A 24,385-nucleotide genomic window follows, 5' to 3' on the forward strand; every position below is an offset into this window, starting at 1 on the left:
CGCCGCCCGCGCGTCCCGGACGTCCGGGCAGACCCGGCGGTCACACTGAACGGACAAAAGGACCGTATCGCCCCTCACGAGGTGTCCATGACGTTCGGCCTGGCCCGTCGCCAACTGCGGCCGAGGGTTCCCGTGCGCCCGGGCGAGGGGCACCGCAAGGCCGAGAAGGACCGGCTGACCAGCCTGGAGGGGCTGGCCGCGCTGTCGCTCGACGCGCTCAGCTCGGTCGCGTACGGGCCGGAGGCGATCGTGCTGGTGCTGGTCACGGCCGGCACCGGGGCGATCGACGCGACGCTTCCGATCACCCTGGTGATCACCGCCCTGCTGGTGGTGCTGGTGGTCTCCTACGGCCAGGTGATCGCGGCGCACCCCGACGGCGGCGGCGCGTACGCCGTCGCCAAGAAGGACCTCGGGCCGCGGGTCAGCCTGCTGGCGGCGGCGAGCCTCGTCGTCGACTACGTGCTGACCGTCGCGGTCAGCCTCGCCGCGGGCGCGGCCGCGCTCGCCTCCGCCTACCCCGCGCTCAACTCGCACCTGCTGGAGGTGTGCCTCCTCGGCCTGCTGCTGCTCACCGCGGTGAACCTGCGCGGGGTCGCCGAGAGCGCCCGGGTGCTGATGCTGCCCACCGCGCTGTTCGTGCTGGGCATCCTCGGGGTCGTGGTGATCGGACTGCTGCGCGGCCACCCCGCGGCCGAGGTCGGCACCCACGAGCCGGTGCACGTCACCGAGTCGCTCGGCATCCTGCTGCTGCTCAAGGCGTTCTCGGCGGGCTGCTCCGCGCTGACCGGCGTCGAGGCCATCGCCAACGGCGTGCCGACCTTCCGCACCCCGCGCGTGCGGCGCGCCCAGCGCACCGAGCTGATGCTCGGCGGACTGCTCGGCCTGATGCTGGTCGGGCTGTCCGTGCTGATCCACCGCGACCACGTCGCTCCGCGCGGCGGCGTGACGGTGCTCGCCCAGCTCACCGCCGGGGCCTACGGCACCGGCTGGCCGTACATCGCCACCAACCTCGTGGTCACCCTCGTGCTCGCGCTCGCCGCGAACACCAGCTTCGGCGGGCTGCCGGTCCTGATGAGCCTGCTCGCCCGCGACCACCGGCTGCCGCACATCTTCGGGCTGCGCGCCGAACGCCCGGTCTACCGCTACGGCGTGCTCGCGCTCGCCGCGCTCGCGGCCGTGCTGCTCATCGCGGTCGACGCCGACACCCACAAGCTGCTGCCGCTCTTCGCGATCGGCGTGTTCATCGGCTTCTCGATCAGCCAGATCGGCCTGGTCCGGCACTGGGCCGGCGACCGGCCGCCGAAGTGGCTGCGCCGGGCCATGGTCAACGGCCTGGGCGCGGTGCTCACCACCATCGCCGGCGTGGTGCTGCTCAGCACCAAGTTCCTCGAAGGCGCCTGGGTGGTGGTGGTCGCGGTGCCGCTGCTGATGCTGCTCTTCAGCCGGGTGCAGCGCTACTACACCGAGGTCGGCAGGGAGCTCGGCCTCGGCCGTATCCCCGCACCGCCCGGGCGCGGCGGCATCGGGCTCGTCGTGGTGCCGGTCGGCGAGATCAGCGACGTCGCCCGGTACGCCCTCACCGCCGCCCTCGCGTTCGGCGACGAGGTGGTCGCGGTCGCCGTGCACTCCGACCCGGAGCGGGCCGGGGCGCTGCGCGACGCCTGGGCGCGGTGGGAGCCCGGGGTGCGCCTGGACATCGTGGACAGCCCGCACCGCTCGCTGGTCGAGCCGGTGGTCGCCTACGTCAAAGGGCTCGCGGCGGACGGCCGGCAGATCGCGGTCCTCATCCCCGAGGTGGAGCCGCGGCACCGCCGCTACCAGATCCTGCAGAACCAGCGCGGCATCCTGCTGGCGACGGTGCTACGGGCCCGTACCGACGTCGTCGTCTGCCTGCTGCCGTACCGGCTGAAGATCTGACGGGCTGTCAGTTCACCTCCCGCGCGGCCGCGTCGATGCGCTGCCAGACGCGGTCGCGGGTGAAGGGCAGCTCGGTGAAGCGGATGCCGGTCGCGTCGCGCAGGGCGTTGGCCAGGGCGGGGGCGACCGGGTTGAACGGGCTCTCGCTCATCGACTTGGCACCCAGCGGGCCGGTCGCGTCGGCGGTCCTGGTGAAGTGCACCTCGGTGCGCGGCACGTCGGCGTAGGCGGGCAGCCGGTAGCGGCGGAAGGTGGCGGTCTCGACCCGGCCGCTCCCGTCGACGCGGACGTTCTCGAAGAGGGTCGCGCCCAGCGCCTGGGCGACGCCGCCCTCGACCTGGCCGCGGCACTGCATCGGGTTCAGCACCTTCCCGGCGTCGGCGGCGTGCACGCTGCGCAGGACGCGGATCTCGCCGCTGCCGGGGTCGACGGCGATCCGGAAGTACTGCGCGTTGAAGGCCATCGAGCGCGGGGTGCCGCCGAAGTGGCCGTCCGCGGTGAGGGTGACGCCGACCGCCCGGGCCGCGGCGTGCACCTCCTCGAGGGTGAGCCGTGTCCCGGCGTCCTCGGCGAGCACCGCGTCCTCGGTGAGCCTGACCTGCGCGCGGGGCACCCGCAGCCGCGCGGCGGCGAAGTCCAGGACCGCGTCGGCCAGCGCCCGGGCGGCGCGCAGCGTGGCCTTGCCGGCGACCACGACGCCGGTGGAGCCGAAGGCGCCGGTGTCGTGGCCCACGACATCGGTGTCGGACTGGCGGACGCTGATCCGGTTGACGGTGGTGCCGAGCTCGCCCGCCGCGACCTGGCGGTGAACGGTGGTGGTGCCGTTGCCGAACTCGGCGGTGCCGACGCTGAGTTCGTAGCCGCCGTCGGGGCGCAGCAGCACCCGCGCGTCGGCGAAGTGGCCGCCGGGCGGGCCGGTGGCGTTCATCGACAGGGCGCTGCCCTCGCCGACCAGCCAGCCGTCGGGGACCTGCTCCGCGCGGGGCTCCGCCTGCGCGCGGCGGACGATGTCCACGCACTGGTCGAGGCCGTAGCCGCCGAGGTGCAGGTCCTCCTCCGGCTCGCTGACGGGTGTGACCAGCGGGTCGTCCGGGCCGATGACGGTGCGGGCCCTGAGCAGCAGCGGGTCCAGGCCGAGCCGGCGGGCCAGCTCGTCGAGCGCGGACTCCATCGCGAAGGTGACCTGGCCGAGGCCGTAGCCGCGGTAGGCGCCGGCCGGCACGGTGTGGGTGTAGACGCAGTAGCCGTCGGCCTTCTTGTTCGGGCAGCGGTAGACCGACAGCGACTCGTCGCAGCCGTGGAAGAGCACCGCCGGGCCGTGGTTGCCGTAGGCGCCGGTGTTCGCCACCACCCGCAGCTCCAGCGCGGTCAGGGTGCCGTCGCGGCGCGCGCCGGCCTTGACCCGGACGGTGAACGGGTGCCGGGTGGTCGCGCCGAAGAACTGCTCGGCCCGGGTGTACTCCAGCTTCACCGGCCGGCGCAGCCGCAGCACCGCCAGCGCCACCACGTCCTCGACGAGCATCTCCTGCTTGCCGCCGAAGCCGCCGCCGACCCGGCCGGCCACCACCCGCACCTGCTCGGCCGGCAGGTCGTACAGCGCGCACAGCGCCCGGCGGGTCAGGAACGGGGTCTGCGAGCTGGTGCGTACGGTCAGCCGTCCGCCGTCGTCGATCCAGCCGACCGCGCCGTGCGTCTCCAGGCTGGCGTGCTGGACCCGGACGGTGCGGAAGGTCTCCTCGTAGACCTCGTCGGCCGCCGCGAACCCGGCTGCGACGTCGCCGACCTCGCCGTGCAGCTCGCCGACGACGTTGCGCCGTGGCCGGGCGATGCGCGCGGTGCGGGCGTCCTTGTCGTGGACCACCGGGGCGCCGGGCTCCATCGCCCGCTCCGGGTCGAGCACGGCGGGCAGCACCTGGTAGGCCACCTCGATCCGGCGGCAGCCCTCCTCGGCGGCGCCCTCGCTGTCCGCGACGACGGCCGCGACCCGCTGGCCGGCGTACCGGACGGTGTCGTCGAGTACCCGGGTGTCGTCCGGGTCGTCCTCGGGGTGCTCGTGCCGCGCGGTGGAGAAGTGCCGTTCGGGGGCGTCGCGGTGGGTGAAAACCGCGCGCACGCCGGGCACTTGGAGCGCGGCGGAGGTGTCGATCGCGGTGATCCGGGCGTGGGCGTGCGGGGAGCGCAGCAGTTTCATGTGCAGCAGCCCCGGCACGTCGACGTCGAAGGTGTAGCGGGCGGTGCCGGTGACGACCTGCGGGCCGGCCGGCGCGGGCAGGTTGCGGCCGACCGCCTCGCCCGCGCCGGGCGCCTCGGCGTGCCGCACCCCGCGGATCGCGTCCTCGATCGCCCGGTAGCCGGTGCAGCGGCACAGGTTGCCCTTCAACGCCTGCGGCAGGTCGTCGAGTTGCTCCTCGTCCAGGGCGGCGGCGGTCATCAGGAACCCGGAGGTGCAGAAGCCGCACTGGAAGCCCTGGGCGTCGAGGAACCGCCGCTGTACGGGGTGGAGTTCGCCGTCGTCGCCGGCCAGGCCCTCCACGGTGGTGACCCGGCGGCCCTCGGCGCGCACCGCCGGGTAGAGGCAACTGTGCACGGGCTCGCCGTCCACCTGCACGGTGCAGGCGCCGCAGTCGCCCGCGTCGCAGCCCTTCTTGACGCCGAACCAGCCCCGCTCCCGCAGATACGTGCGCAGGCACTGGCCCGGCCGCGGCTCCACGTCGAACGGCCGGCCGTTGACCTCGATCCGGTAACTCACCGCGCACCGGCCTCCGTCGCGTCGCCGCCGGGCCGTGCGGCCAGTTCCGCGCGGATCTCCTCCGCGAGCCGGTACGTCATGTGCCGCCGCCAGGCGGGCAGTCCGTGGATGTCGTCGAACCAGTCGCCGTCACCGATCGCCGCGTCCAGCGCGGCCCGCAGCCGGTCGGCGGACGGCGGCCCGGCGAAGGCCAGCCGGAACGGCCGTACGGTCGAGGCGGTCACGGTCAGTGTCCAGGCGCGGTGGGTGCGGTCCGGGTGGTCCGCGCGCTCGGCTCGATCGGCCGGGTCCGGCGATTCCTCGGTGCCGACCAGCAGCACTCCGGAGCGGCCCAGCGCGTACAGGGACGCCTGGCGGAAGGCGGTGCGCGCGGACAGCGCGTGCGGCGGCAGCGTCACCGCCCGCAGCAACTCGCCCTCGGCGAGGTCGTTGCGCCCGGCGCCGGTGACGAAGTCCGCCACCCGCGAACCGCGTTGCCCGCCCGCCTGGTCGAGCAGCAGGCACACCCCGTCGAGCGCGGCGGTGAGCGAGATCATCGGGCCGGCCGGCAGGGCGTTGCAGAGGTTGCCGCCGACGGTGGCCATGTTCCAGACCTTGAACGAGGCGAGGAAGGCCCGGCAGCACTGCTCGATCAGCGGCGCGGCCGGGTGGGCGGCCGGGTCCAGGCCCCGCCCGAAGCGGGACAGCCGGGCGATCGTGCAGGTCGCCGCGATCTCCAGCGAGCCGTCGGGCAGGTGCCGCAGCGGCTCCCAGCCGGTGCGGCTCAAATCGTGCAGCCGGCGCAGGTGCGGCTGCGGTTCGGAGAACAGGTGGGTCCCGCCGGCGAGCCAGGCGTCGCCCGGCTGCCACGGGGAGGCGTGCCGGGCGTCCCGGATCTCCACCACGGTGTTCAGGTCCATGACTCAGTGAAGCAACCGCCCGCGGGGCGGACGGCTGTTTCCCGGCGCGGAACCACCGCGTGTCGGAGTGGAGGGTCGCACAGGAGGCGGAAGGCGGTGGTGCGGGCGCCATCCGCACGCCGAACGGCTGGTTCACGTCGGATGATGCGGTCATCGCATCCGGTGCCGCGGCCCGCGGCGCCGCCCCCGTTCTCACCCCGTCCCGGCCGTCTCCAGCGACGCTGCCTCGGCGTCGGCGAGTTCGATCTCCGCGGCCACGTCGATGGTGCGGGCCAGCCACCAGTACAGCAGTCCCGACACGGGCAGCCCGATGAACAAGGAGATGTCCGCGCCGTTCAGCGCCTTCGCGGCGGGCCCGGTGAAGAGCGTGCCCACCGAGAAGAACGGCACCATCGCGCCGAAGCCCACCAGGTATGCGATGATCCCGCGCCAACCCCAACGGCCGTATATGCCGTGCGGCTTGAAGATCTCCGCGATGGCGTAGTGCCCGCGCCGCACCACGTAGTAGTCCATCAGGTTCACCGCGGTCCACGGGATGAACAGGTAGAGCACCAGCAGCAGGAAGTTGTTGAAGTTCGTCAGGAAGTGCGAGGTCGCGGCGAGCGCGCCGGCCAGCGACAGGGCCGCGGTGAAGGCGAGGGTCAGCAGCCGGGCACTGATCGTCGGGCGGACCTTGCGGATCGAGTCGGCCGCGCTGATCAGCGTCAGCGAACCGCCGTACATGTTCAGCGCGGTGACCGAGACCAGGCCGAGCGCCGAGAAGATCAGCACCACCGCGCCGAAGCCGTCGAAGACCTTGTCGCCGGCCGCGTCGATCGAGGCGATCGTGTCGAAGCCCTGGCCCGCCCACGCGGCGAGCAGGGAGCCCAGCACCATCAGCCACGCGCCGCCGAGCGCGGAGCCGAAGTACGTCCAGTAGAAGGTCCTGCGCACGGTGACGCCCGGCGGCAGGTAGCGGGAGTAGTCGGACACGTAGATCGCCCAGCTGATCTGGTAGCCCGCCACCACCCCGAACTGGGCAAGGAACGGCGTCCACTTGAAGCCGCCGAGGTCGAACGACCCGGCCGGGTAGTGCAGCGTCACCAGCACCCCGACGGTGAAGACGCCGAAGACCGCCAGGAACACGTAGGTGAGGACCTGCTCGGCGCGGTGGATGACGTCGTAGCCGACGAGCGCGACCAGCAGCGCGAGCACGGTCACGCCGGCCACCCACCACTTCACCCCGCCGTGCGCGGTGCGGCTCATCGCCTGGCCGGCCAGGATGGTGTTGAAGACGTTGAAACCGGCGTACTGCACGTAGGCGAAGAGCCACACCAGCAGCGCGCCGACGTAGCCGAACTGCGGCCGGGACTGGATCATCTGCGGCAGCCCGAGCTGCGGCCCCTGCGCGGAGTGGAACGCCATGAAGAACGTGCCGAGCGCGGTGCCCAGCACGATGGAGATCAGTGACCAGATCAGGTTGCCGCCGCCGGTGATGCTGATCAGGCCGACGGCGAGGGTGGCGATCTGGGCGTTCGACATGAACCACAGCGGGCCCAGGTGCCAGAGCTTCCCGTGCCGTTCGCGCAGCGGCACGTAGTCGATGGAGCGGACTTCCAGACCCGGAACGCGCGGTTGCTCGGTGGTCGTCATGCCGCCTCCTGGGCCCCACGTGCCCCTTGGTTGGTGACCCTCTTTCCGCGGAGGGGGCCGCACAAACCCAGGGGGGGGGTGGGGGTACTTCCCCGCCGAGGCCCGGGAGTCAGGGGCGCGGCTCGTCGTGGCCGAGGGGGTCGAGGTGGGCGTCGGTGGCGCCGTCGGAGGTGGTGGACTCGCTCAGCGCCCTGTGCTGCTCGTCGGAGGCGAGCAGGGCACGGCCGGCGGCGGTGGCGTAGCGGAAGGCGTCGGCGCCCACGAGCAGCCGCAGCGGCGGGTCGGGGAGGGCGACGACGTCGAGGACGAGACGGGCGACCTTGACCGGGTCACTCGCCGCCGTCGCGGAGCCGCCGCTGTGCAGGGCGGCCATCGCCCCCACGGTCGGCTGGTACGCGGGCCGGACCGGGTCGACCCGCATCGAGGAGCCGGCCCACTCCGTGGACATCCCGCCCGGTTCGAGCACGGTGACCTTGATGCCGAGCGGCGCGACCTCGGCCGCCAGCACCGAGGAGAACCCGCCGACCGCCCACTTCGCGGACTGGTAGGCCGCCAGCCCCGGGGTGGCCAGCCGGCCGCCGACCGACGAGACCTGCACGATGTGCCCCGACCCCTGCTCGCGCAGTACCGGCAGCGCGGCCTGGGTGAGCCGGACCACGCCGAGGAGGTTGGTGTCGATCTGCGCGCGGAAGTCGTCGAACGCGACGTCCTCCACGGCGCCGACGTTGGCGTACCCGGCGTTGTTGACCAGCACGTCGAGCCGGCCGAAGCGGTCCACGGCGGTGCGCACGGCGGCCCGGACCTGCGCGTCGTCGGTCACGTCCAGCGGGACGACGGCGATCCGTTCGCCGTAGCGCTCGGCGAGGTCGTCCAGCGACGCCGGGGTGCGCACGCCGGCCACCACGCGGTGCCCGGCCTCAGCGGCGGCCCGCACGATCTCCCGGCCCAGCCCGCGGGAGGCGCCGCTGACCAGGAAGACGGCGGACTGGTGCGAGGGGGCGTTCGAGTTCGAGGGAGTGGCGGACGGTGAGGGCATGGTGGGGCTCCGTTCCGGAACGACTTCCTGACTAACCGGTTGATTAGCAACTCCATCCGACTCCTCGACCCGCCCTTTGTCAACTATCTGGTTAGTAGATAGGCTGAGTGCCATGAACAGGGATGCCGAGGCGACCCGTCGCCGGCTGCTGCGCGCGGCGACCGAGGAGTTCGCCGCGTACGGCATCGCGGGCGCCCGGGTGGACCGGATCGCCGCCGCGGCGAAGAGCAACAAGGCGCAGATCTACCACTACTTCAGCAGCAAGGACGGCCTGTTCGACGCGGTCTTCGACGCCATGTGCCGCGAGACCGTGGACGCCGTGCCGATCGACCCGGCCGACCTGCCCGAGTACGCGGGCCGGCTCTTCGACTCGTACGAGGCGCGGCCGTGGGTGCAGCGCCTCGCGACCTGGTACCGGCTGGAGCGGTCCGGCAGCGGCGCCCCGATCCCGGTGGTCATGCAGAGCAACGCCGCCAAGATCGAGGCGGTCGCGGGCGCGCAGCGCGACGGCCTGCTGCCCACCCGGTTCAGCGCGGAGGAACTGCTCGGCCTGGTGCTGCACCTGTCCGGCTTCTGGAGTTCCAACACCCCGGAGCTCGACGCCACCCTGGCCGGGGGCGGGACGGCGCGCCGGCGCAAGGTGGTCACCGATGCGGTGGCGGCGCTGATCGCGGGGTGAGGCCGCGGCGGTCGACGCTTGCTGCGGCTGCGGCTGCGGCTGCGGCTGCGGGCGTACGGGGCGCGGGCGTACGAGGCATACGGGGCTCGGGTGGGGGCTCGCGCATGGCCTTTCAGCGGGCGGGAGTTGGGAACCGGCCACAGTCGTACCCGCGGGTAGATTTTCCGCTCGCCGTGCCTACGATGGCCGTATGACACTGACGGCGGCCCGGCACTGCAACAGCGCGCTCAACCCGTTGCACTCGCTGATCTACTTCGCGCCCGAGGCGGAGCGGGAGTTCACCGCGATCGGCCTGGAACCGGGCGGCATGGCGTACCTCGCGAGCCGGTCGGCGGCCATGGGCGCGGTGGGCGCGGGCGTGGTGGCGGCCACCTTCTACAACTTCAACCCCGCGCTGATCGCCCGGCACATCCCCCGGGCGTGGCAGGCCGCCGCGCCGGCGGCCGTGCTGGACGCGCGGTGGCGGGCGGTGGAGGCCGCGCTGTGCCGGGTGCTCGGCGAGGACGCCGCCGACGACCCCGAGGTCGCCGAGGCCGCCGCGCTGGCGACGACCGCCACCGAGGCGTGCGCCGCCCCCGGCCGCCCGCTGTACGCCGCCCACGCCGATCTGGACGCGCCGAAGGCGCCGCAGCTGGCGTTGTGGCACTGCGCCGCGCTGCTGCGCGAGCACCGCGGCGACGGTCACATCGCCGCGCTGGCCGGCGCCGGACTCGACGGGATCGAGGCGCTGATCACCCACACCGCGACCGGCCAGGGCATGACCCGGGAGTTCGCGTGCGCCAGCCGCGGCTGGAGCCGGCAGGAGTGGACCGCCGGCTGCGAGCGGCTGCGCGAGCGCGGCCTGCTCGACGCCGACGACGCCCTCACCCCGGCGGGCACCGCACTGCGCCACGACATCGAGGAGACCACCGACCGGCTGGCCGCCGACCCCTACCGCCACCTCGGCGAGACCGGCACGGCCCGCCTCACCGAGATCGGCGCCCGCCTGACCCGTACGGCCGTGGCGAACGGCGCCTTCCCGGCAGGCGTCTTCGCCACGAGGGGCTGACCCGTCACGCCGTCGGGCTGACCCGTCACGCCGTCGGGCCGGCCTCTCACGCCGTCCCGACGGCCGCGCGGCCGCTCAGCGGCTCGGCGCGGCCATGGCGGCGGGGCGGTCCCGCTTCCGCGCTCAGCCCTTGACGGAGCCGGAGTTGGCGCCGCGGACGAAGTGGCGCTGGAAGACGAAGAACAGGACGGCCACCGGGATCGTGGCGAGCAGGGCCGCGGTGAGCTTCAGCGGGTACTGCGTGCCGGCGCTGAGGCTGCCGGAGACGAACCGCGCCAGGCCGGTGGTCAGGGTCTCGTACTGGGGGGACTGGGTGGCCACGAGGAAGTGGGTGAACTCGTTCCAGGACGACTGGAAGGAGAGGATGGTCAGGGTGATCAGGGCCGGGCGGGCCATCGGCAGCACCACCGACCAGAAGGTGCGGAAGACCCCGGCGCCGTCGATCCGCGCGGCCTCCTCGACCTCCTTGGGCACGGACAGGAAGAACTGCCGCATGATGAACACCCCGGCGGCGTCGACCAGCAGGGGCACGATCATGCCCGCGTAGGTGTCGAACATGCCCAGCTGGTTGAGGACCAGGAACTTCGGGATGAGCAGCACCACGCCGGGCACCGACATCACCGTCAGCAGGCCGTTGAAGAGCAGGTTGCGGCCGCGGAAGTCCAGCCGGGCCAGGGCGTATCCGGCGAGGGAGTCGAAGAACACCCGGCCGCCGGTGATGAAGACGGTGACCAGCACGGAGTTGCCCAGCCAGCGCATGAACGGGATCGACTCGCCCCCGCCGAACCCGAACAGCTGCCGGTAGGAGTCCAGCGTGAAGGGGTTGGGCAGCAGCGACAGCGGGTGGGCCGCCGCGTCGGGGTCGGTCTTGAACGACGTCACGAGCTGGATCACGAACGGCAGGACGTACACCACGCCCAGCAGCCCGGCCACGCCCAGCACCAGCACGGTGCTCACCGAGCGCCGCGGCCGCGGTGCGGCGTTCACGGCGTGCTCGGGGTTCCGGGCGTTCGCGGGACCCTCGGCGTGCTCGGGATTCCTTCGGATGATGCTCATCGGTTCCTCCCGAGGAGTCGGCGGACACGGCCCGGGTGCTCACCGCGCTCCCGCAGCAGCACCCGCTGCACCAGCGTCATCAACATGATGATCGCCAGCAGGATGAACGCGATCGCGGCCGCGTGGCCGTAGTCGCTGTCCTGGAAACCGGAGGTGTACGACAGGTAGGCGGGCGTGAGGGTGGTGTTGCCCGGGGCGCCCTGGCTCATCACGTACACCGCGTCGAAGACCTGCCAGGTGCCGATCAGCCCGAGGGTGAGCACCAGGAAGATCACCGGGCGCAGCGCGGGCAGGGTGACGTGGCGCAGCGACTGCCAGCGGCTGGCGCCGTCCACCCGGGCCTGCTCCTCCAGTTCGGCGGGCACGTCCTGGAGCGCGGCGAGGAACATCAGCATGAAGGTGCCCGAGGTGGTCCACACCGCCAGCACGATGATCGTGCACATCGCGATGGACGGCCCGGCCAGCCAGTCCCACCAGGACAGCCCGAGCACGCTGTGCGCGGCGAGCGCGTTCACCGGCTTGTTCGGGTCGACCAGGCCGAGCCCGCCGAGCACCGTCCAGACCAGGCCGTGCGCGTCGGTGAACCACTTGGGCCCGGTGATGCCCACCCACTTCAGCAGCGCGTTGACCGCGCCGCTGCCCTGGAAGAGGAAGAGGAAGACGGTGGAGATCGCGATGGAGCTGGTGACGGACGGGAAGAAGAACGCCGTGCGCAGCGGCCCCTTGCGCTTGAGCCGGCGGCTGTTGACCGCCAGCGCCAGGCCCAGCGCCAGCACGGTCTGCAGCGGCACCACCAGCACCACGTAGTAGAGGTTGTTGCGCAGCGAGATCATGAAGAGCTGGTGGTTGAGGCCGCCGCTGCTGCCGAACAGGTCGGTGTAGTTGCGTATGCCGACGAAGTCGGCCGCCGAGCTGAACGGGTTGGACTGGCCGTCCCAGTGCAGCAGGCTGACCCACAGCGCCATCAGGATCGGGAGCAGCAGGAACAGCCCGAGCACGATCACCATCGGGCTGACGAACAGCCAGCCCCAGCGGCCGTGCTGCCGGCTCATGAGGCTGCCCCGGGTCCGGCCCGCCTTCCCCGCTCGGCCCGCCTTCCCGGCCGGCGCCTTCCCTGCTCCCGGTCCGGCCGGTTCGTTCTCGCCGCCCGGTCCGTTCGGCCCCGTCCGGCGAACCGCGGGCAGTGCGACGGCCGCCGCGCCGCCCTGCTGCTCCTTGCGCATGTTCCTTCCCTTCACACTGCCCGCTGATCGGGTGCTGCCGGTCGATCGGACCGTTCGATGCCGCTTACGGCCGGCTGCCGCCGGCGTCGGGGATCAGCCGCCCGACTTGAGCGCCGCCGTGCCGTTCTTCTGCAGGCTCGACAGGATCGTCTTCGGGTCGGCGGTGGCCAGCCCGCTCAGATCGGTGTCGAACTGCGCGAGCACCTTCGAGAACCCGGGGATCGTCACCGGCCCCTGCCCGTAGGACGCGCCGTCGGCGAACGCCTTGTTCGCGGGGTACTTCTCGCTGTACGCGGCCAGCGCGCTGGTCCGGGAGGGCAGCACACCGTAGGCGCCGGCGAACGACAACTCCTGCGGCACGGCGGTGAACGCCTTCACCAGGTCGACCGCCGCGTCGTGGTGGGCGCTCTTGTTGGCGACGCCCCAGCAGGTGCTGAACGACAGCGTGCCCTTGCCCGCCGGGCCGTCAGGCAGCGACAGCACCTTGTACCCGACCTTCGGGTAGTCCGACTGCATCGCGCCGGTCAGCCAGTTGCCCTCGATGGTCATCGCGGCCTTCTGGGTGCCCAGCGCCTCGCCGCCCCAGCCGGTGTCGACCTGCTTGGGGAACTTCAGCGCACCTTCCTTCAGCAGCTTCTTGACGTACGTCAGTGCCTCGACGTTCGCGGCGCTGTCGGCGGTCATCGCGGTCTGCCCGGGGTTGGTGATCCAGCCGCCGGCCTGCTTCATGAAGACGCCCAGCTCGTTGTAGGACGCGTCCACCACCAGCCCGGTCGTCTTGGAGCTGGTGAGCTTCTTCGCGACCTTCTCCAGCTGCGGCCAGGTGGTGGGGTAGTCGGCCGCGGTCAGGCCGGCCTTCTTCCACATGTCCGTGTTGATCGCCAGCGCCAGCGTCGAGGTGTCCTTGGGCGCGCAGACGAACTTGCCGTTGTAGGAGAACGACTTCCGCAGCGAGTCGGAGAAGTCGTCCTGGTACGAGAGCTGGTCGCCGTACGGGTACAGCGAGTTGCCCTTGGCGTAGTTGGCGAAGGTGTTGGAGCCGACGTAGAAGACGTCCGGCGGCTTGCCGCCCGCCAGGGCCTGGCCGAGCTGCTGGTCGAGGTTCTGCGCCGGGGTCACCGTGACGGTGTTGCCGGTCTTCTTCGCCCAGGCGGCGGCCGCCGCCTTCACGGCGTTGGTCTCGGCGTCACCGGACGAGCCGATCATCACCGTGAGGTGCTGCTTACCTCCGCTGTCCTGCTTGCTGCTGGAGTCGCTGCCGAAGTTCGACGAGCAACCGGCCAGCAGGAGGGCGCCGCACAAGGCGGCGGGGGCGGCTCTGCGTACGTTCATCATCTCTCCGAGGCTGTACGGATAGCGGTGTGCGGGTGCGAAAGCGAAAGCGGGTGGGGGCCCGGCCCGGGGGCGGGGCCGGGGGTCATTCCGGGTGCGGGTGGGGGGCCGGGTGCGCGTCCGGGCGGGGGTCCGGGTGCGGCTCCGGCTGCTCCGACCGCTCGCCCGGGTGCGGCGCGGAACTCTCCCGGGCCACCAGTTCCGGTGCGAGCAGAAGCTGTTGCGGATCGGCCCGCGGGTTCTCGATCCGGTTCACCAGCAGCCGGGTGCAGGCCCGTCCGACCTCCTCCAGCGGCTGGTGCAGGCTGCTGAGGCTCGGCGAGAGCAGCGCGGCGGCCGGCGAGTCGTCGAAGCCGACCACGGCCACGTCGGTGCCGGGGGTACGGCCGCGCTCGCGCAGCGCCCGGTAGACGCCCAGCGCGAGGGTGTCGCTGACCGCGACCACGGCGGTGACGCCGTTGCCGTTGTCCAGCAGCGGGGCCACGGCCTCCTGGGCCGCCTTCGCGTCGTCCTCGGCGAACCGCCGCAGGCCGCGTACCGGCAGGTCGTGCCGTTCCATCGCCTCGCGCCAGCCGCGGGCCCGGTCGTCGCCGACGCCGGAACCGCGCGGCCAGCCGAGCAGGCCGATCCGGCGGTGCCCGACGGCGACCAGGTGGTCCACCGCCTCGGACGTGCCGTGCGCGCCGTCGACGTCGACCCAGTCGCCGGCGTCGCGGGCGGCCCAGGAGCGGCCGAACGCCACGTACGGGATCTCCCACTTGGCCAGCCAGCCCGGCCGGCGGTCGCCCCGGTGGGTGTTGCTGAGCACGAACGCGTCCACCGAGTGGTCGCGCACGAGCTGGTCGTAGCGCTCCTGCTCGTCCTCGGTACCGAACGGCGCGGCGAAGAGCAGCACCCGGTAACCGGCCCGGTCGGCCGAGTCCGACAGCGCGTGCAGGAAGCGGTCGGCCACGAACGTGGAGATGGTCGGCGGGGTCGGGGCGAGGCCGTAGCCGATCAGCCGGCTGGAGCGGGTGCGCAGCGAGCGGGCGGCCTGGCTCGGCCGGTAGTCGAGGTCCGCGATCGCCCGGCGGACCCGTTCCAGGGTCTCGCCGGCCAGCAGGTCGGGGGAGTTCAGCGCATTGGAAACGGTCTGCGCCGACACCCCGGCCCGCTGCGCCACCATGGCCAGCGTTACCGGCTTGCCCCCGTTGCCACCTGCGGCTTTGCCACGCGCCACCTACGGCCTCCCTCGTTCTCCGAAGTCCCCGCGGCACCACGTTACCGACGCAGCGCTGCGTTTGATGGAACGATAAAATCCCCTTCAGGTGCTGGTTGGCAAGGGGTAAGGTGCTATTTGATCGATCCAAACGATGATCAAAGCATCGATCCCACATCGACCAACCGTCGTCACGACGAGAGGCACAGCACCGTGAACATGGCTGTCCAGGGGCGCTCCGCCGCCGAACCCCCGTCTTCCGCGGGTGCAGCAGAAGGGCTCCAGCCGTTCCTGCACGACGCCTGTACGACCGTGTACGCGCCGAGCCTGGCGCTCTCCCGTCGCAGCGGTGATCTGGCCGGCGGCGCGGACGGCTTCTTCCACGGTGACCGGCGCGCGCTGTCGCGCCTCGAGGTGCGCTTCGAGACGGACGCGGACGGGGGCGGCGGCGCCGGTACGGATGGGAGCGCGGGCGCCGTGCCGGTGCTGCTGGCGCCGCTCGGGCACACGCTGCGGGCGGCCGACGAGACCGCCTACCGCGCGGTGCTGCGCGGTGTGGGCGAGATCACCGCCGACCCGGCGGTCACGCTCCATCGGGTCCGACGCTTGACGCCCGGCCGGTTGCGGGAGACGCTGCGGATCACGAACTCCGGCGCCCTGCACGTCTCACTGACCATGGTGGTGGCCGCGGGCACCGACCTGGCGCGGATGGACGACGTCAAGAGCGGCCGCTTCCCGCGGCCTAGGCCCGCGGCGGCGGCCTCCGCCGAGCACTTCGGACCCCACGACCCCGGTGGCCGCGGCGACTCCGGCACGTCCGGCGGCACCGGCGCACCTGACAGCGCCGAGACCGCCGCGGACGACGCGGACGCCGCGGCCACCGGTCTGATCTGGCAGGACGAGGACGGGCTGCGGGTGGTGCTGCGCCCGCTCACGGCAACCGCCGAAGCCGCGGCTGACGTCGCGGCCGACGCCGACGCCGACGCCGACGCCGACGCCGACGCCGACGCCGACGGCACCGACCCGGACCCGGGCGCCGCGCCGGCCACCCTCGCCGGCGCCCCGGTCGTCCACCCCGAGGACGGCGAGTTGCGCTACCGCGTCGCGCTCGCCCCCGGCGCCTCCTGGCAGGCCGTACTCGAATGCACCGTGTACGACCCGCGGCCCGCGCCCTTCCCGGCTCCCGCCCCCGGCAGCGTGGACTGGCCGCACCCCCGGCTCGCCTCCGCCGACCAGCGGCTGGACCGGCTCGTGGCCCGCTCGGTCGGTGACCTGGAACGGCTGCTGCTCACCGACCCCGACCACCCCGGCGACACCTTCCTCGCCGCCGGTGCCCCGTGGTTCCTCACCCTCTTCGGGCGCGACTCGCTCTGGGCCGCCCGCATGCTGCTGCCGCTCGGCACCGAGCTGGCCGCGGGCACCCTGCGCACCCTGGCCCGCCGCCAGGGCACCCGCGTCGACCCGCACACCGAGGAGCAGCCCGGCAAGATCCTGCACGAGGTGCGCCGCGAGCCGCTGCGGCTGGCCGACTCCCGCGCGCTGCCCGCCGTCTACTACGGCACCGTGGACGCCACCCCGCTGTGGATCACGCTGCTGCACGACGCGTGGCGCTGGGGCATGCCCGCCGCCGAGGTCGCCGAGCTGCTGCCGCACGCCGAGGCCGGGCTGGAGTGGCTGGCCCGCTACGGCGACGCGGACGGCGACGGCCTGCTGGAGTACGTCGACAGCACCGGCCGCGGCCTGGCCAACCAGGGCTGGAAGGACTCCGGCGACTCCATCCGCTGGCGCGACGGACGGCTCGCCGCGCCGCCCATCGCCCTGTGCGAGGTCCAGGCGTACGCCTACGAGGCCGCCCTCGCCGGGGCCGCCCTGCTGCGCGCCTTCGACCGGCCCGGCGCGGACCGCTGGGAGGAGTGGGCGGCCACCGTCCGGCGCCGCTTCCGGGAGAGCTTCTGGGTCTCCGACGCGCTCGGCAGCTACCCGGCGGTCGCGCTCGACGTGGACAAGCGCCCGGTCGACTCCGCCACCTCCGCCTTCGGGCACCTGCTCGGCACCGGGCTGCTGGACCACGACGAGAGCGCGCTGCTCGCCGACCGGCTGGCCGGGCCCGATCTCGACTGCGGCTTCGGCGTGCGCACCCTCAGCAGCCGCAACGCCGGCTTCAACCCGCTCGGCTACCACGTCGGTTCGGTGTGGCCGCACGACACGGCGATAGCGGTGCACGGCCTGGTCAGGGCCGGCTTCCCGGCCCAGGCGGTACCGCTGGCCAAGGGCATCGTCGCCGCCTCGGTCGGCTTCGAGGCCCGCCTGCCCGAGCTGTACGGCGGGCACGGCAGCGGCTACGACGAGGCCCCCGCCCCCTACCCCGCCGCCTGCCGCCCCCAGGCGTGGTCGGCCGCCGCCGGTGTGCTGCTGCTTCAGGCCGCGCTCGGGCTGTCGGCCGACGTGCCCGGCGGCCGGCTGCGGATCGACCCCGCCGCCGCCGGTGCGTTCGGCCCGCTGCACGTCAGCGGACTGCGGGTGGGCGGCGCCCCGCTCTCGGTACGGCTCGACGCCGACGGGCGCGCCGAGGTCTCCGCCCCGGACAGCCTCACGCTGGAAGGCGCCCACCGGATGGCCCCCCGGTCCTGACGCCCTGCCGCACCCCGACCCCGCCCCACGGAGGAGGACAGCCCCGTGCCCGAGACCGACCTGCCGCTCGACGAACTGCGCCGCTACCTGCCGGACCGTCAGGAGCCGCCGGACTTCGACGCGTTCTGGGCCACCACGCTCGCCGAGGCCCGCAGCCACGACCGCCCGGCCGAGTTCACGCCGTACGACGCCCGGCTGAGCGAGGTGCGCGTCTACGACGTGCGGTTCCCCGGGTACGGCGGCGACCTGGTGGCCGGCTGGCTGCTGGTGCCCGCCGCCGCCCGCACGCCCCGCCCCTGCGTCGTCGGCTACCTCGGCTACGGCGGCGGGCGCGGCTTCCCGTACGAGTGGCTGACCTGGCCCGCCGCCGGCTACGTCCACCTGCTGATGGACACCCGCGGGCAGGGCGGCTCGCTCCAGCCCGGCGCGACCGGCGACCCGCACGGCAGTGCCGGCTCCTCCTCGCCGGGCATGGTCACCCGCGGCATCCAGCGCCCGGAGGACTACTACTACCGCCGGGTGTTCACCGACGCGGTCCGCGCCGTGGACGCCGCGCGCGCCCACCCGGCGGTCGACCGGGAACGGGTCGTGGTGGCCGGCGGCAGCCAGGGCGGCGGGATCGCGCTCGCGGCCGCCGCACTGGCCGACGGGGTACGGGCCGCGGTCATCGACCAGCCGTCGCTGTGCCACTACCGGCGGGCGCTGTCCGTCGTGGAGGGCAACGCCTACCGCGAGATCTGGACCTATCTGCGCACCCACCGCGACCAGGTGGAGCAGGTCTTCGACACCCTGTCCTACTTCGACGGCGTCAACTTCGCCGCCCGCGCCACCGCGCCCGCGCTCTTCGCGGTCGGCCTGATGGACGACATCTGCCCGCCCTCGACGGTCTTCGCCGCCCACAACCACTACGCGGGGCCGAAGGACATCCGGGTCTGGCCGTACAACCGTCATGAAGGCGGCGGGCAGCACCAGGTGGTCCACCAGCTCGACTTCCTGCGGTCGGTGCTGGGCGAGGTCGGCTGACCGGGGCGCCTGGCGGTCGCGCCACCCGGCGGCGGGGTCAGTCCGCCGCCGGGCAGGTGCCGGAGCGGGGCTGCCGCAGTTGTATGAAGAAGCGGGTCACAGCCGCCGCCACGCAGCCGTGGGAGGTGTCCACGCCGTGGCCCGCCGCGTTCACGGTGACCATCGCCGCGCGGTGGCCGAAGGCGCGGAGGGTCTGGCGCGCACCGGCTACCGGCGTGGACGGGTCGGCGGTGTTCTGCACCAGCAGGATGTTCGCGGGGCCGCGGGGGCTGGGCGCGGGGGCGCGATCCGATGTCGGGGTGGCCCAGAAGGCGCAGGGCCATACGTTCTGCGGGGAGCCGGCGATCCAGAGCACCGCGGTGAGCGGGCCGCCCTTGCGGAGGGTCCGGCCGCCCTCCTGCCACACGGAGAGGGTGAATCCGCGGACGGCGGCGAGCGCCACCCCGATCGCCAGGCTCAGCGCCAGCAGCGAGACGTCCCGGCCGGACAGGCTGTGCTGGGAGGTGAAGGAGACGGTCTCGATCACGCCCACCACGATCAGGACGAGGCCGAGCCGGGACCTCTCGCGCACCGGGCGCGTGGACAGCTGCCGGCTCAGCAGCCAGATCAGGACCACCACGGCGACGGCCACGTTGATCAGACCGTTGGAACCCACGGGTCGACCCGCCCTTCGACAGTCAGCGGAAGGAGAACGCCTTCCATGCTGCCGATTCGCCCCCGCGAGCGGACCAACCCACGGGTTGAACCTGGCTGATCCCGGGTGGAGATCCGCGATCCATCCCCGGGTGGAGAGAAGGGCTCGGGCTACGTCCGCGCCTGTGCCACCGCGGCGCGGCGGCGGGCCTGGCGCCGGGCCTGCCACAGGCAGGACGCCACGACCACGACCGGCCACAGCGCCTGTACCGAGGTCACGACGCGCTCGGCGACGCCCGCCGCGCCGTCGCTCTCCACCTCGAACAGGAACCAGGCCGCCCCCATCCACATCAGCGCGCTCACCACGACCGACGGCACGAACCGCAGACCCCATGGCGCCCGTCGGCCGCGGCGGGTGGCGAAGACCGGCCACAGCGCCAGAAGGGTGAATCCGACGCCGACCACGGCACCGTGCGACATCGAGCCGCCGGTGCGCGGCGCGGGGAACACCGTCAGCAGGATCGCCGCCACCCCGCCGCCGGCCAGACAGAGCCGTCCGGAGAGTTTGGCGGCGCGCAACCCCCACGCGGTCGCCATGTAGCAGGTTCCGACGGCGATCAGCGTCCCGGTCAGCACCAGGTATCCGCGATGGTTACCGGCGGCGAGCACGCTGATCGTCTGCGTGACAGGGTTGTATCCCGGCTCTTCCAGGAGCGTGGCCGTGGTGAATCCCACGACCAGCAGAACAGGGGCACAGCTCGACGAGATCAGCGCCCACCAAGCCACAAGTCGCATTAGTCCATGATAAAACCGTCACATCGCACGCGCGCATCCTGCGAGTTCCTCGCGGCGCCCGATCGAACGTTTCCAGCCGCGCCGCATGCGCGTTCGCCGCGCATGCGACGAGTGGCCCCGCGCCCTCCTGACGTAGCGCCGTCCGCCCTCACGACGTGCGGCACGCACGTTCCCCGAACGCGACCCCGTCCGTCCTCCCGGCACGCACCCCGCGCGTCCCCGTATACGGACCGACCCTCCGCCGCGGAGCGAAAAGCCGCGCATGCACGGCCTTTCCGGGACATCCGGCGGCGGTCGTCGTGACGATCTCGAAGAGCTTCTGGTGAAGCGTCAGTCGGCCGCATATTCTCCGGGTGCCACTGGCAGCCGGGAGAGGCCGCCACGTTCGTCACGGGAGACTGCATGGCCGTCCACGAGCACGAGGTCGATCGGCGCACGCTGTTCAAGGTCGGCCTGGGAGGGGCCGTGGCCGCCGTCGTCGGCACCGAACTGGCCTTCCCCGGCGCCGCGCACGCCGCGGGCGCCGCGCCCGAGACGCCCTCGGCGGAGTTTCCCTGGATCATCGACTGCGACACCTGGGGCGCCCGCCCGCCGTCGAGCCCGATCCAGATCACCGGCAACGCCACCAACAAGATCATCCTGCACCACATGGCGTTCCCGAACGTGACCGACTACTCGCGTGACCACGCGATCCAGTTGGCCAAGGACTGCCAGAACCTGCACATGGACACCAACGGTTGGGCGGACACCGGCCAGCACTTCACCGTCAGCCGCGGCGGATACGTGCTGGAGGGGCGGCACCAGAGCCTCTCGACGCTGGAGACCGGCGAGCACCAGGTGATCGCCGCGCACTGCCCGGGCGAGAACGGCAACGCGATCGGCATCGAGAACGAGGGCACGTACATCACCGAGACCCCGCCCGAGGCGCTGCTGGACTCGCTGGTGGAGCTGTGCGTCGCGGTGTGCCGGCAGTTCGGCCTGAACGCCTGGGACATCTTCGGGCACTGGGACTTCTACACCACCGACTGCCCCGGCATCGCGTTCTACGCGCAGTTCCCGATGGTCCGCAGGCGCGTCCTGAAGGCGATGCACACCCCGCACGCGCAGATCCCGGCCCGCCGCTGGCCGGACATCTGGCGGTTCGTCGACGGCCCGGTGGTCGAGGTCGCGCAGTACCTCCTCGACAACGCCGGCTACGCCCTGGCCACCGACGGCAACTTCGGCCTCGACATGAACGACGCGGTCGCCGACTTCCAGACCACGCACGGCATACCGGTCACCGCGGACTGCACCTTCGACGCCACCACCTGGGAGGCGCTCGCCCCCCTCCTCGACAAGCACGCCACCGGACTCCCCGTCAGCGCGCTCCAGTTGATGCTGAGCCGCAAGGGCTACGGCGACGTCACCGTCAGCGGCAGTTACGACCACGCGACGATGAAGGCCGTGCAGGGCATGCAGCGCCTGCACGGCCTCACCCCCGACGGCAAGGTGGACCTGAGCACGTGGTGCGTCGTCGTCGGCGGCTCGGTGCGCGAGGCGTTCGACTGCTAACGACCGGCTGACCGGCCGGCCATGGCCCCCGCGCCCGTACTCCCACCGGCGCCTGCGCCCGCTGCTGCCCCCGTACCCGCGCCCGCTGCCGCTCCCGGCAGCGGCGCGGGGCGGAAGAGACCGCCGCGGGCACTGTTCGCGGCGGTCCGGGCGGCGACGGTGATCCAGGCGGCGACGAGGAGGACGTAGAGCGCGACCGCCGCCGCCTTCAGGGGCGTCGAACCGAGGTGGACGGCGAGCGCGCTGGTGCCGGTGACGCAGGTGCCGACCGGGAAGGTGAAGCTCCACCAGGTCAGCGAGAAGGGCAGGCCGGTGCGGAAGGTGCGCACCGTGACGCTCGCGGCCAGCGCGAGCCACATCATGGCGAAGCCCCAGGTGGGGACGCCGTAGAGGAAGCCGAACGCCTCCGCCGCGTCGGCGTACGGGCGGGGCAGGGCGAGGTGCGCGACGTTGCCGAGCAGGTTGGCGGCGGTGACGGACTGGCCGAGCGGGCCGAGCACGATCCACAGGGTGGGGACCATGGCAGCCGGGCCGATCGAGTGGTGGACCAGCCGCCCCCAGATCTGGGTGATGATCACCACGCTCGCGAAGAGGCTGATGCCGAACATCGCGTAGCAGCCCAGCAGCAGCGTCAACCGGCCCTGGCCGGGCGCGAGATGGGGGACGAGCGCGGCGCCGGTGGCGGCCGAGACCATGGGCGGCACCACCGGCATCAGCCAGCCGCCGAACGCGGAGTCGGCGGACGTCTTGCCGCCGGTCATCACCCGGTACGGAATCCACACCGCGGTGACCAACCCGAGCGCGGTGCCCGCGGACCACAGCACGACGTCGACGACGACGGCCGTGTGCAGCCCGATCCAGTCCTGCCCGAGGGAGAGCGTGCCCGCGCCCACGGTGAGCAGCGCCATCGGCGGGGCGCCCCAGAAGTACGCCATCACCGGGTGGTGCGCGTGTGCCCTGGCCTGCTCGCGGTGCCGGGTCCAGTGCACGGCCCAGGCCGCGGTGAGCGCCACCAGCAGGAACGCGGCGAGCGCCCAGACGACGGTGGCGGCCGTCCGCAGCCCCGGCGCGTGCACCGGCAGCGTCGCCGCCGCGTTCGCGGTGATGCCGGTGCCCATGACCGAGGCGTACCAGTTCGGGCCGAGGTGCCGGAACAGGTCGGACGGGTGGTCGAGTTCGCGCAGCAGGCCCCAGGGCAGGCGGTGCGCCGGCCGGGGTCCGCCGGATCGCGGCGATGCGGCGAGCGAGGTGGTCATGTCCCCACCTTCGGGCCGGGCCGGGACCGCCGGTAGGGAGCAATACGGCATGGCGCCATAGACTCGACTTATGCCTTTGACCAGCCGGGTGAGCGACCTGGGCCCGTTCGACCTGCTGCTGTCCGTGGCGCGCCTGGGCAGCCTGGGCGCCGCGGCGCGCGAGCACGGCATCAGTCAGCCCGCGGCCAGCTCCCGGATCAGGTACCTGGAGCGGCGTACGGGGGTCACGCTGCTGGAGCGCTCGCCGCAGGGCTCGCGGCTGACCGCGCAGGGCTCGCTGGTCGCCGACTGGGCGCGTACGGCGCTCGACGCGGCCGCCGCGCTGGAGGCCGGCCTCACCTCGCTGCATCTCAGCGCCGAGGCGCGGCTGCCGGTGGCCGCGAGCATGACCATCGCCGAGTACCTGCTGCCGCACTGGCTGGTGCGTTTCCACGCGGCGGTCGAGGGCACCGCTGTCGCGCTGACCACCGGGAACTCCGACGAGGTGGCCGCGGCCGTGCTGAGCGGCGCAGCGGTGATCGGGTTCGTGGAGGGCCCGGCGGTTCCGCGCGGGATCACCGCGGACCCGGTCGGGCGGGACGAGCTGACCGTGATCGTGCACCCGGAGCACCCGTGGGCCCGCCGCCGGCCGCCGGCCGCCGTCACCCCGGACGAGCTGGCCGCGACCTCCCTGGTCAGTCGCGAGCACGGTTCCGGCACCCGGCTCTACCTGGAGCGCGCGCTGCGGGCCAGGACCTCCCGCCCGCTGGCCGCGCCGGTCATCGAGGTCTCGTCCACCACCGCCATCAAGACGGCGGTGGCCGAGGGGGTGGCGCCGGCCGTGCTCAGCTCGCTCGCGGTCGAGCGGGACCTCGCGGCCGGCACCGTCGTCGCGGTCCCGGTCGACGGGCTCGACCTGACCCGCACGCTGCGGGTGGTGCACCGCACCGGCCAGGAGTTCTCCGGCGCGGCCCGCGAACTCGCCGCGATCGCCCGCCGCTGGGTGCCCCCGGCGCCTCGCTGAGGGCTCGGCCGTGCACGCGGTTCGGCCGCGTCGAGGGCTCAGCTGTGCGCGCCCGCGACCGAGGGGAGGCCGTCGGCGACGGTTCCCCCTTCGGAGGTCCACACCGCCTCCATGTCCTGGTCGGTGGGCGCGGCGGCGTCCGGGCCTTCCGTCCCGTGGCCCGCCTCTGCCATCAACTGGCTTGCCGTCATGGGCCGTTGCGGGTCGGAGGTGGCCGCCATCAGCCGGTCGGCCGTGTCGGGGTCGGTCTCCGGGGGGATCACCAGGAGGTCCCAGCGGCCCACCTGGTAGGAGAGCAACATCACGCTGTGCGGGTCCTGTTGCTCCGCGAACCAGCCGACCTTCACCACGTGCCCCGGCACCGGGACCTTGTGCGGGACGACCGGCCAGTAGGTCGGGTTGACGGTGACCCGGGTGATCCGGTCCCATCGCGCGTCGAGGGCATCGATCAGCCCGGGGAGTTCCGCCGTCAGGTCGCGGGAGTACGGCCACCAGGCGCCGTCGAGCAGGGCGCGGGCGGAGCCGGGCCGGGCCAGTGCCAGGCGCAGCGCGGGACCCGCGGACCGCTCGGTGGACGGCCGGTCGGAGGCCGGGCCGGAAGCGGCCGGGTCGGGAGTCGTCGTGCCGTCGTGGGAGTTCCGCATGGTCGGAGTGAGCGTGTGCATGGCGCGAACCTTGGTCCGGGACGGCGATGGACCGAATCCCGGCATCGTCGATCGCCGAA

Annotated in this window: 19 protein-coding genes; 7 read left to right on the top strand and 12 right to left on the bottom strand. The window is 73.1% G+C overall.

The genetic code is table 11. The features are described from left to right. Positions 1-87 precede the first annotated feature (87 nt). Positions 88-1,917 carry an APC family permease gene (locus OG370_RS22280; protein ID WP_328466971.1) on the top strand — a complete coding sequence of 610 codons (1,830 nt, stop codon included), beginning with the start codon at positions 88-90 and terminating at the stop codon, positions 1,915-1,917. Between the two features lie 7 nt (positions 1,918-1,924). Here the strand turns inward: OG370_RS22280 and OG370_RS22285 are convergent, their stop codons facing one another. The 4 genes from OG370_RS22285 to OG370_RS22300 all read right to left on the bottom strand — a co-directional run bounded on the left by OG370_RS22285 (position 1,925) and on the right by OG370_RS22300 (position 8,233). After that, a complete protein-coding gene (locus OG370_RS22285; RefSeq protein ID WP_328466973.1) occupies positions 1,925-4,666 on the bottom strand; it encodes a molybdopterin-dependent oxidoreductase in 2,742 nt (913 codons plus the stop codon). After that, positions 4,663-5,565 (bottom strand): FAD binding domain-containing protein, encoded by a 903-nt coding sequence (locus OG370_RS22290; RefSeq protein ID WP_328466975.1) that lies wholly within the window; start codon positions 5,563-5,565, stop codon positions 4,663-4,665. Before OG370_RS22290 ends, OG370_RS22285 begins: the two co-directional genes overlap by 4 nt. 192 nt (positions 5,566-5,757) lie before the next feature. Next, positions 5,758-7,197 carry a purine-cytosine permease family protein gene (locus OG370_RS22295; RefSeq protein ID WP_328466977.1) on the bottom strand — a complete coding sequence of 480 codons (1,440 nt, stop codon included), beginning with the start codon at positions 7,195-7,197 and terminating at the stop codon, positions 5,758-5,760. Between the two features lie 109 nt (positions 7,198-7,306). Continuing rightward, positions 7,307-8,233 carry an SDR family NAD(P)-dependent oxidoreductase gene (locus OG370_RS22300; RefSeq protein ID WP_328466979.1) on the bottom strand — a complete coding sequence of 309 codons (927 nt, stop codon included), beginning with the start codon at positions 8,231-8,233 and terminating at the stop codon, positions 7,307-7,309. Positions 8,234-8,345: 112 nt separating this feature from the next. Here OG370_RS22300 and OG370_RS22305 point away from each other — a divergent pair, with 112 nt between their 5' ends. Both OG370_RS22305 and OG370_RS22310 read left to right on the top strand, forming a co-directional pair. Continuing rightward, positions 8,346-8,912 (top strand): TetR family transcriptional regulator, encoded by a 567-nt coding sequence (locus tag OG370_RS22305; protein ID WP_328466981.1) that lies wholly within the window; start codon positions 8,346-8,348, stop codon positions 8,910-8,912. Positions 8,913-9,102: 190 nt separating this feature from the next. After that, positions 9,103-9,960: an SCO6745 family protein gene (locus OG370_RS22310; protein WP_328466983.1), complete on the top strand. Its 858-nt coding sequence runs from the start codon at positions 9,103-9,105 to the stop codon at positions 9,958-9,960. Positions 9,961-10,083: 123 nt separating this feature from the next. Here OG370_RS22310 and OG370_RS22315 read toward each other — a convergent pair whose 3' ends face one another. The 4 genes from OG370_RS22315 to OG370_RS22330 all read right to left on the bottom strand — a co-directional run bounded on the left by OG370_RS22315 (position 10,084) and on the right by OG370_RS22330 (position 14,790). Then, positions 10,084-11,016 (bottom strand): carbohydrate ABC transporter permease, encoded by a 933-nt coding sequence (locus tag OG370_RS22315; protein WP_328466985.1) that lies wholly within the window; start codon positions 11,014-11,016, stop codon positions 10,084-10,086. Next, positions 11,013-12,239: a carbohydrate ABC transporter permease gene (locus tag OG370_RS22320; protein WP_328466987.1), complete on the bottom strand. Its 1,227-nt coding sequence runs from the start codon at positions 12,237-12,239 to the stop codon at positions 11,013-11,015. Before OG370_RS22320 ends, OG370_RS22315 begins: the two co-directional genes overlap by 4 nt. 93 nt (positions 12,240-12,332) lie before the next feature. Continuing rightward, positions 12,333-13,571, bottom strand: a complete 1,239-nt coding sequence (locus tag OG370_RS22325) for a sugar ABC transporter substrate-binding protein (protein ID WP_328466989.1) — start codon at positions 13,569-13,571, stop codon at positions 12,333-12,335. An 85-nt stretch (positions 13,572-13,656) separates the two neighbouring features. Then, complete coding sequence (locus OG370_RS22330) at positions 13,657-14,790, bottom strand: LacI family DNA-binding transcriptional regulator (RefSeq protein WP_328466990.1); 1,134 nt, start codon at positions 14,788-14,790, stop codon at positions 13,657-13,659. Positions 14,791-14,988: 198 nt separating this feature from the next. Here OG370_RS22330 and OG370_RS22335 point away from each other — a divergent pair, with 198 nt between their 5' ends. Continuing rightward, positions 14,989-17,400, top strand: coding sequence for a glycogen debranching N-terminal domain-containing protein (locus tag OG370_RS22335; protein ID WP_328466992.1), 2,412 nt, complete (start codon positions 14,989-14,991; stop codon positions 17,398-17,400). 45 nt (positions 17,401-17,445) lie between these two features. Then, the gene (locus OG370_RS22340) at positions 17,446-18,423 is read left to right on the top strand and encodes an acetylxylan esterase (RefSeq protein WP_328466994.1); all 978 of its coding nucleotides are present in this window, start codon (positions 17,446-17,448) and stop codon (positions 18,421-18,423) included. A 37-nt stretch (positions 18,424-18,460) separates the two neighbouring features. On the opposite strand, the gene OG370_RS22345 is transcribed toward OG370_RS22340, so the two are convergent. Together OG370_RS22345 and OG370_RS22350 are read right to left on the bottom strand one after the other, a co-directional pair. Then, positions 18,461-19,078 carry an alpha/beta hydrolase gene (locus OG370_RS22345; protein ID WP_328466996.1) on the bottom strand — a complete coding sequence of 206 codons (618 nt, stop codon included), beginning with the start codon at positions 19,076-19,078 and terminating at the stop codon, positions 18,461-18,463. Between the two features lie 149 nt (positions 19,079-19,227). Further along, complete coding sequence (locus OG370_RS22350; RefSeq protein WP_328466998.1) at positions 19,228-19,851, bottom strand: DUF998 domain-containing protein; 624 nt, start codon at positions 19,849-19,851, stop codon at positions 19,228-19,230. 402 nt (positions 19,852-20,253) lie between these two features. Here OG370_RS22350 and OG370_RS22355 point away from each other — a divergent pair, with 402 nt between their 5' ends. Continuing rightward, positions 20,254-21,402, top strand: a complete 1,149-nt coding sequence (locus OG370_RS22355) for a peptidoglycan recognition protein family protein (RefSeq protein ID WP_328467000.1) — start codon at positions 20,254-20,256, stop codon at positions 21,400-21,402. Here OG370_RS22355 and OG370_RS22360 read toward each other — a convergent pair. Next, positions 21,399-22,658 carry a TDT family transporter gene (locus OG370_RS22360; RefSeq protein WP_328467002.1) on the bottom strand — a complete coding sequence of 420 codons (1,260 nt, stop codon included), beginning with the start codon at positions 22,656-22,658 and terminating at the stop codon, positions 21,399-21,401. The genes OG370_RS22355 and OG370_RS22360 overlap by 4 nt on opposite strands. 70 nt (positions 22,659-22,728) lie before the next feature. Between OG370_RS22360 and OG370_RS22365 the strand changes: the two genes are divergently transcribed. Then, positions 22,729-23,661 (top strand): LysR family transcriptional regulator, encoded by a 933-nt coding sequence (locus tag OG370_RS22365; RefSeq protein WP_328467004.1) that lies wholly within the window; start codon positions 22,729-22,731, stop codon positions 23,659-23,661. A 38-nt stretch (positions 23,662-23,699) separates the two neighbouring features. Here OG370_RS22365 and OG370_RS22370 read toward each other — a convergent pair whose 3' ends face one another. Then, positions 23,700-24,326: a DUF5994 family protein gene (locus OG370_RS22370; protein ID WP_328467006.1), complete on the bottom strand. Its 627-nt coding sequence runs from the start codon at positions 24,324-24,326 to the stop codon at positions 23,700-23,702. Positions 24,327-24,385 lie beyond the last annotated feature (59 nt).

It is taken from the genome of Streptomyces sp. NBC_00448 (genome assembly GCF_036014115.1).
Lineage (GTDB): Bacteria > Actinomycetota > Actinomycetes > Streptomycetales > Streptomycetaceae > Actinacidiphila.